Origin of the sequence: Paenibacillus zanthoxyli JH29 (assembly GCF_000520715.1) — a bacterium.
Lineage (GTDB): Bacteria > Bacillota > Bacilli > Paenibacillales > Paenibacillaceae > Paenibacillus_AQ > Paenibacillus_AQ zanthoxyli.
Genome location: NZ_ASSD01000157.1, coordinates 1 through 7810, shown reverse-complemented (window position 1 = coordinate 7810; position 7810 = coordinate 1). Strand labels below are relative to the sequence as shown.

Here is a 7810-nt window from a genome sequence, read left to right as displayed (position 1 = left end):
CAGTCGCTGCGCAGCGGACGCTGGGCGCTTGCGGGCAAGTCGGGCACGGCGCAGACTATGGTCAAGGGCGCTTCGCGCAACCATCAATGGTTTATCGGCTTCGGTCCGGCGGAACTGCCCAAATATGCGGTTGCGGTGCTGGTCAAGAACGCGGCTCCTGATAGCCCACACACCGCGACCCGATTATTCGGCGAGGTCATGAACCTTCTGGCCGAGTCCCCTCATGCTTGATACCTGCATCGCCTTCCGTGGCAGAGACGTCAGCCGCAGCCCCGTCCCCGTCGTTATAAGCGAACGGAGACACGATGAATTCCTCCTGCGGGAGGGAAATCCACTGCTTGAGATAGCCCTGCTGCAGCAGCTCTTTAATCAGAATCAGCAGAATAGGCGACAGGATCAGTCCCGCCACACCGAAGGCCGAAGTCGACAGGATGACAAAGGACAGCATGAGGAACGCCGAGGAGACGCCGATGGAGTTGCCGGTGATTTTCGGCTCCAGCAGCTGGCGGACGATCAGGACGACGGCCAGCAGGATGATAAGCCCAACCGCAAGCGGGGTGTTGCCGATGATGAACAGATAGATGATCCAGGGGATCAGAATCGTCGATACGCCCAGCAGCGGCAGCACGTCGAACACCGCGCAGACGAGCGCCATCGTCAGTTCGTTTCCGGACCTCAGGATGAACAGGCCGGCCAGCACAATGACGAATGTAATCGAAATCAGGATCAACTGCGCTTTCAAATAGGAGCCGATGGCTTTAAACACGTTGCCCTGCAGGAAACTGTAGGCTGTTTTGAACGTCTTCGGCATTTTGTCATGCGCGATCCGCCGCCAATCCTTGATCTCCATGCTGAGAAAAAATGCGAGAATGATGGCGACCCCAAAATTGGCCATGAATGATGAGAACGTGCCGAGAACGCCGATCATATATCTGAAGAAGATAATAAGCCAGCTTGACAGAAGATCAGTGGCGCTTTTGAAATAACCGTTCAGCTTCTCTGTCATATTGGGCGGAAGGCTCGCTATTTTCTGCTGAAGCCAGGTGGTAAGCTCCATAAAATGCTGCTGCACTACATATGTATAATGGGGGAGGTTATCCTGAAACTGCAGCGCCTGCGATGCGATCAGCAGCCCCGCGCCGAACAGTGTCCCCAGCAGCAGAATCAGGAACAGCAGCACGGAGATCGCGGAGGCAAACGACTTGGGCAGCCCCTTGCGATTCAAGAAACGCGCCAGCGGCTCGATGAGCATGAACACGAAGAAGGAGAGGAACACGGGAGCGGCCAGCTGGTACAGCTTGCTGAAGGCGAGCATGACCAGGTAGACGGTTAGAACGAGCAGCCCGATATCGAAAAAGGTACGCCAATATTTTTTATAGAGAGGCAGCATGGATTTAACGACTCCTTTACATTTGAATTCATTCTTTCACTGACCTGTATTCCATTGTACACGATTTTACCAAAAAACCGTCTTTTTCTTTGACAGCTGTGGTAAAATAGGGGGTGATGTTTTGATTTCACGTCCGCACTTAGGCGGAAGATACTCACTTTGGCCGCATTCCGCCTGGCAGCTGGCAGACGTAAGAGCGGCTCTAAAGTCCACTCTGGAGAAAAGCGGGGAAGAAAAATGGAGACTTTGCTGCTCTGGTTGTTCTACATCTCGACATTTTATGCTTTTATTCCCGGCATTATCAGCCGGCTCTTCGGTTACCGCGTCTTCCGAAGAGGGATCGGGGTACAGGAATTTGCCCTCACATTCGATGATGGGCCCGACCCGAAGTATACGCCAAAGCTGCTTGATCTGCTCAGCAAGTACAATGCCAAGGCTACTTTTTTTGTAATCGGTTCTCATGCGGAGCAGCACCCCGAGCTGATTCGGCGTATGCATGCCGAGGGCCATCTCGTCGGTATTCATAACTACATCCACAAGAGCAACTGGCTGATGCGTCCCCGCACGGTATGCAAGCAGATTCAGCGCACCAATGATATTATTTACGGAATTACCGGCGAGCGCAGCACGTACTACCGTCCGCCTTGGGGTATCGTCAACCTGTTCGATTTCTCGAAGCGCCGCCATGTCAAAATCGTACTATGGTCGGCGATGTTCGGTGATTGGCGCAAAGATCTTGGAGTGGAACGGCTGACGGAAAAAATGCTGGCACGTCTGGGTCCCGGCGAAGTCATGCTGCTGCATGACTGCGGCTTGACGCTGGGGGCCGATCCCGAGGCGCCGGAGCAAATGTTGTCCGCACTCGAACGCACTTTGGAAGAAGCCAAGAACCGGGGGCTGCGCAGCATCCGGATCGACGATATGATTAAGGCTGCGGAGAAATCGCCACTCTCCCGGATGTCCTTCGGCAAGCGGCTGCTCGTCGGGATATGGCTAACTTGGGAGCGGTGCTTCCGGCTCATGTTCCGCCTGCGGACCGTAACTCCGAATTTGCCCTTTCTTCATTACCGTCTCCGCGAATACCAGGGCCAGACGATTTCGCTGGACCGCGGGATGACGCTGAGCAAGGGCGACAGCATCATTGAGATTCATGTCGACAACCGGCAGCTCTTTGAGCTCGGCATACAGTCCCGTTCCGCAGCGCAGCTCGCAATTCGGATGATCCGGCGGATGGATAAGGATCTGCCGGTTCTCGCCGAGATTATCGCCGGTGACGAATCGCTCGCGGAAGCGAAGGCATTGTATGGTGTCACCATGATTAACCGGGGGCCGGAGAAATTCGGCTTTACCGTCAAAGATCTGCCTGAGGGACTGTTTGCCAGCCTTACAAAGTTCTATCTCAGCATCCTGATCAGCGTCATTCACCCGGCTGGCGGTGCCCGGCTAAAAGAACGAAGCGAGGCGCTCGTCCCCAAGATGATCCTGATGCCGGTGTCGCAGTTGCTTGATCATTATGGAAAAAAGTGTACCGGAACGAAGCTGCGCAAGCAGGAGACCGTTACGGTGCTTGAGGATGGTATGGCGGCGGAGGAATTTCCCGGCGCTCACGCCCACTAATTCCTCTGACGACTGAGCAGGCTCTTTTTCTTGCAGACGTTGATCCGGTCCGCTGCGGCGGTACCTGGTGCGTCTTGCTGGAAGAAGGGCCTTCTTTTATCCCGAACCAAGCTGTGTCCACCGTCATTTTAATGCTTTGTACGGCTGATTCATGGACTTGTTTCAAAAAACAAATAAATACATTCTCATTGAGTCTCCAAAAATGTAATATAGAAGTGTCGGCGTATTATTTGTCAGCCTAATTCCAATAGGAGGTCATACCAATGAGAACCGTACAGTTTCCACAAGATTTTGTCTGGGGCGCGGCAACCGCTGCATATCAAATTGAAGGGGCTTACAATGAAGATGGCAGAGGGATGTCGATTTGGGATACGTTTTCCCGCATTCCGGGCAAGGTAGACAACATGGACAATGGGGATGTCGCCTGCGACAGCTATCATCAGTACCTTGAGGATATCGCCCTGATGAAGGAACTCGGAATCACATCTTACCGGTTCTCCGTTGCATGGCCGCGTATTTTTCCGGCAGGCACGGGAGAGCTTAACGCCAAAGGACTTGAATTCTATAATACTTTCGTTGACGCGCTGCTTGAGAATGGAATCGAACCTGTGTGCACGCTGTATCATTGGGATCTGCCGCAATCCCTTCAGGATTCGGGAGGTTGGGAGAACAGGGAGACGGTGGATGCATTTGCCGCCTATGCCGATACACTGTTCCGCAGTCTGGGTGGAAAAATCAAGAAATGGCTGACGATTAACGAGCCTTGGTGTGTGTCGTTTCTTTCCAACTACCAGGGAACCCACGCGCCAGGCCATAAGGATTTGCAGACCGCCGTTACCGTTGCCCATCATCTGCTGCTTGCCCACGGCAGCGCGGTACGGAAATTTCGGGAATTGGGCCTAACGGGAGAGGTTGGCTATGCGCCCAATGTGACCTGGATGGAGCCATACAGCAGCCGAAAGAAGGATGTCGAAGCCTGCAAACGGGAGAACGGCTGGTATGTGGAGTGGTTCATGGACCCGGTGTTTAAGGGCGAATATCCGTCTTTTCTGGTAAAATGGTTCCGTGAGAAGGGAGCGGAGGTGCCGATCCAAAAAGGGGATATGGAGCTCATTCATGAGAAAATCGATATCCTGGGCATCAACTATTATTCCGGATCATTGGCAAGGTATGATGAAAGCGCTGGCCTTACGGCGTGCGAGCCGGTGGAGATGGGCTATGACCGGACGGATATCGGCTGGCCGATTTATCCGGAAGGCTTGTACAAAGTGCTAAGCTATATTCAGAGCCGGTACGGCGACATTCCAATCTATATTACTGAGAACGGGGCCTGCTACAACGACGGGCCGGACAACGGAATCGTAGCGGATACGAAGCGGATCAATTATCTGCACAAGCATCTGCTCCAGCTTCACCGCTGCATCTCGAATGGCATTCCGGTCAAAGGATATTTTGCCTGGTCGCTGCTTGATAATTTCGAATGGGCCTACGGGTACAGCATGCGGTTCGGTCTCGTTCATACGGATTACGCTACGCTTGTCCGTACGCCGAAAGACAGCTTTTATTGGTACCAGGATGTAATAGCAACCGGCGAGGTTGAGAGCTGATCACGTAAATCTGCGAAAAAAGCCCGGAGGCATCGTCAGTCGACGAATCGCCCTCCGGGCTTGTTGCTGTTATTGCACGGCCTTTGGTTTCGGCTGTTCGGAACTAGATTTTCAGCACGCCGCCTTTGCTGGCGTTCGTTACAAGCTTGGAGTACCGGGCCAGATAGCCCGTCTTCACCTTCGGTTCGAACTCTTTCCAGTCTTTGCGGCGTTCTTCCAGTTCCTCATCGCTGACGTGCAGCTCGATCTTGCGGTTGTTCAGATCCAGCTCGATGATGTCGCCGTCCCGGACAAAAGCGATCGGTCCGCCTTCCGCCGCCTCCGGCGAGATATGGCCGATGCTGATGCCGCGGGAAGCGCCCGAGAAGCGGCCGTCGGTTATCAAGCCGACCTTGGCGCCAAGGCCCATGCCGGCGATCTGCGAGGTCGGGGCGAGCATTTCCGGCATGCCCGGTCCGCCTTTCGGACCTTCATAGCGGATAACAACGACGTGGCCTTCCTTGACCTTGCCGCCGGCGATGCCTTCCAGCGCCTGCTCCTGGGAGTCGAAGCAGATGGCCGGCCCTTTATGGTAGCCGCCCACGGACGGGTCAACCGCGCCGACCTTGATGATCGAGCCTTCCGGAGCGAGGTTGCCGTACAGGACGGACAATCCGCCGACCTGGGAATACGGATTGTCAAGCTTATGAATAACGCTCGTATCCTGGATTTCGTGTCCGCTAACATTCTCGGCCAGCGTCTTTCCGGTAACGGTCATACACTCGCCAAACAGCGTGCCCGGCTTCTTCAGCAGTTCGTTAAGCACGGCGCTGACACCGCCCGCACGGTCCACATCCTCGATGAAGATGTCCGAAGCGGGGGCCAGCTTGGCCAGGTACGGTACGCGATTAGCCACTTCGTTGATCCGCTCCAGCGGGTATTCGATTCCGGCTTCCTGCGCCAATGCCAGCGTGTGCAGTACGGTGTTGGTGGAACCGCCCATCGCCATATCGAGCGCAAACGCATTGTCGATCGATTCCTTCGTCACGATGTCACGCGGTTTCAGATCAAGCTTGATCAGTTCCATGAGCTGCTTGGCGGACTGCCGCACGAATTCCTTGCGCTCTTCCGCCACGGCCAGGATTGTGCCGTTGCCCGGCATGGCGAGGCCCAGCGCTTCGGCCAGACAGTTCATGGAATTGGCGGTGAACATGCCGGAACAGGAACCGCAGGTCGGACAGCCGTATTGTTCGAGTTCGAGCAGCTCCGCGTCGTTGATTTTGCCGACCTGGTGGGCGCCTACGCCTTCAAATACAGAAGTCAGCGACAGCTTGCGGCCTTTGCTGTCCACGCCGGCCTTCATCGGCCCGCCGCTGACGAAGATGGTCGGGATGTTGACGCGCAGCGCGCCCATCATCATGCCCGGCGTAATTTTGTCGCAGTTCGGGATGCAGACCATGCCGTCGAACCAGTGCGCGGATACGACCGTTTCCAGGGAGTCGGCGATAATCTCGCGGCTCGGCAGCGAGTAGCGCATGCCGATATGTCCCATCGCGATGCCGTCGTCAACGCCGATCGTATTGAATTCGAAAGGAACGCCGCCCGCTTCGCGGATTGCTTCCTTGACGATTTTGCCAAATTCCTGGAGATGCACATGACCTGGCACGATATCGATATAGGAATTGCAGACCGCGATAAACGGTTTACCGAAATCCTCATCTTTAACGCCGGCTGCCCGCAGCAGACTGCGGTGCGGAGCCCGGTCGAAGCCTTTTGTGATCATGTCTGAACGCATTTTCTTGGCTGCCATACTAAAAAGTTCCCCCTTAATTATTCTATTGCAATTCCAATATTTTGCCGCATTAACGCACTGCTCTCTGAAGAGCCGCGAAGCCGCGGTTTATAGAAAGAACAGGGTCCAGCTCTATGAAAAAGAGGGTGGCCGGCGCCGTTTCTATAATAATAGCGGTTTTTCCTATTAGTAGAGTCTATCACAAAGAGCCGGGTTTTTCTACCGGGCGATGTTAAGTTTATCACAAATAAACGCATGAAAGCACTACCCATAAGACCCTGCTGCGTCAAGGGCTGAAGGTTGTTTGCGTGTATCGATTCCTCTATAATTTTCCTTAAGAATTAAGGGACGTATGCGGTATACCTGGGAGTGGACATCTTGATTAAAAAACGTACGAAGCGCGGTCTTATTATATTGTTGGCATTTGGCGCGGCTACGGTGGGGGCTCTCTGGTTCTATTTGAAGCCTTACACCCCGGAAGGACAGGCCGAAGGCGCCCTCGTCTCCGGCAGGGGAATCCTCGCCCAGCGGAATGATAACTGGATTTCCTTCGAGCCTTCCACGGCGAGCGTGACAGGCATTATATTCTATCCGGGCGACCTGGTCGAGGCCGAAGCCTATGCGCCGCTGGCCAGACGGCTGGCAGCAGCCGGACATCCGGTCTATATCGCCCGCATGCCGCTCAATCTCGCGGTGACCCGGAGCGACGCAGCCGAGGATATTATCCGCGTGCATCCCAAGCTGTCCTTTATCCTTGGCGGTCATGCGCTGGGGGGCGTTATGGCTTCGCGGTTTGCCGCGAGCCACCCGGACGAATTGGAAGGCGTGTTCTTTCTGGCCTCCTATCCGGATGAAAAAGGGAGCTTGAAGTCGACGACATTGGCGGCGCTGTCGGTACTTGGCACCGAGGACAAGGTTCTGGACCGCAAGAAATATCTTGAGGGCAGAGCCTATCTGCCGGACAACACTGTGTACTACTCGCTTGAAGGCGGCAATCACGCCCAGTTCGGCAGCTATGGACCGCAAAAGGGGGACGGTGAGGCGACGATTTCCGAGAATCGGCAGCAGGCTGAAACGGTGCGGGTGCTGCTTGATTGGATGAGCAATCTGCGCTAGTCCCGGATGGGTCGGCCAGCTCAGGCTCCTTCGGCTGCCGGGCCGGGCGCCAGGCTGAAAAATATAAGGACGGAAGGGAGGAGCGAAGGTGCCTCTACTGCATGTGAATGGCATTTCGGTGCCCTGCAAAGCCATCCTGTTCGACAAGGACGGCACGCTGCTTGATCTGATGGAAATGTGGGGAACATGGGCGGAATCCGTGCTTCGGGATATGGATACCCAAATGGCGCTGATTGGCGCGGACTTTACAGGGGATAAGAACCTGCTGCTCGGCACCGTGCAGGATGCGAAAGGCCGAATCACCGGGTA

General features: G+C 55.0%; 6 protein-coding genes and 1 pseudogene. 5 read left to right on the top strand and 2 right to left on the bottom strand.

Translation table 11 applies throughout. The features are described 5' to 3' along the window. Positions 1 to 231: penicillin-binding transpeptidase domain-containing protein (locus L691_RS28015; RefSeq protein ID WP_036735624.1), on the top strand; the 231-nt coding region annotated here is incomplete at its 5' end. Here L691_RS28015 and L691_RS0106055 read toward each other — a convergent pair. Then, positions 197 to 1390 (bottom strand): AI-2E family transporter, encoded by a 1194-nt coding sequence (locus L691_RS0106055; RefSeq protein ID WP_025689408.1) that lies wholly within the window; start codon positions 1388 to 1390, stop codon positions 197 to 199. The two genes, L691_RS28015 and L691_RS0106055, sit on opposite strands and share 35 nt — an antisense overlap. Positions 1391 to 1627: 237 nt before the next feature. Between L691_RS0106055 and L691_RS0106050 the strand changes: the two genes are divergently transcribed. Next, complete coding sequence (locus tag L691_RS0106050) at positions 1628 to 3007, top strand: polysaccharide deacetylase family protein (RefSeq protein WP_025689407.1); 1380 nt, start codon at positions 1628 to 1630, stop codon at positions 3005 to 3007. A 263-nt stretch (positions 3008 to 3270) separates the two neighbouring features. After that, positions 3271 to 4614, top strand: coding sequence for a GH1 family beta-glucosidase (locus L691_RS0106045; protein WP_025689406.1), 1344 nt, complete (start codon positions 3271 to 3273; stop codon positions 4612 to 4614). Between the two features lie 103 nt (positions 4615 to 4717). Here the strand turns inward: L691_RS0106045 and ilvD are convergent, their stop codons facing one another. Next, entirely contained in the window at positions 4718 to 6403 is a 1686-nt protein-coding gene (gene ilvD / locus L691_RS0106040) for a dihydroxy-acid dehydratase (RefSeq protein ID WP_025689404.1), read from the bottom strand. Positions 6404 to 6763: 360 nt separating this feature from the next. On the opposite strand from ilvD, the gene L691_RS0106035 reads away from it, so the two are divergent. Beyond that, complete coding sequence (locus L691_RS0106035; RefSeq protein WP_025689402.1) at positions 6764 to 7501, top strand: alpha/beta hydrolase; 738 nt, start codon at positions 6764 to 6766, stop codon at positions 7499 to 7501. Between the two features lie 88 nt (positions 7502 to 7589). After that, a pseudogene (locus L691_RS28010) lies at positions 7590 to 7810 on the top strand (HAD family hydrolase); the annotation flags it as partial.

Coding starts and splice junctions, on each gene's coding strand:
- L691_RS0106055 (WP_025689408.1), bottom strand. CDS start 1,390: ATGCTGCCTCTCTATAAAAAATATTGGCGTACCTTTTTCGATATCGGG.
- L691_RS0106045 (WP_025689406.1), top strand. CDS start 3,271: ATGAGAACCGTACAGTTTCCACAAGATTTTGTCTGGGGCGCGGCAACC.
- ilvD (WP_025689404.1), bottom strand. CDS start 6,403: ATGGCAGCCAAGAAAATGCGTTCAGACATGATCACAAAAGGCTTCGAC.
- L691_RS0106050 (WP_025689407.1), top strand. CDS start 1,628: ATGGAGACTTTGCTGCTCTGGTTGTTCTACATCTCGACATTTTATGCT.